The 302-nt window shown below is 36.1% G+C and carries 1 pseudogene; it reads left to right on the top strand.

What is annotated here, in order from left to right:
- Window positions 1-290, top strand: a pseudogene (locus tag CQA53_RS12145) (hypothetical protein); the annotation flags it as partial.
- Window positions 291-302 lie beyond the last annotated feature (12 nt).

Here is a 302-nt window from a genome sequence, read left to right as displayed (position 1 = left end):
TCTCCACCGCATTCCTCTGTCCTGTCCTAGAAGATAATGAGCTTAAATGTCCTCATAATGGTAGAGTGCAATTAAAGAGTAAGAAAGGTAAAAGCTTTACATCTAAAGGTATCCCTATGATATTAGAATCTGATTTAATGAACTCTAGTATTGTAGGTTGCACTCATACTATCGCAGGTGTTCCTACTCCTTGTTCTCTTGTATCTGTAATCCTCCCTAGTGCTAGAGCATTAAAAAGATATAATGATGATTATCCTATAATGCAAGACAATGCGTTGTCTTTTGGATAATTTCAAGGGAAT

The sequence above is a fragment of the Helicobacter didelphidarum genome (genome assembly GCF_003364195.1).
Taxonomy (GTDB): domain Bacteria; phylum Campylobacterota; class Campylobacteria; order Campylobacterales; family Helicobacteraceae; genus Helicobacter_A; species Helicobacter_A didelphidarum.
Note: the sequence above shows the minus strand (reverse complement) of the source record. Positions and strands in the feature narration are given on the sequence as shown.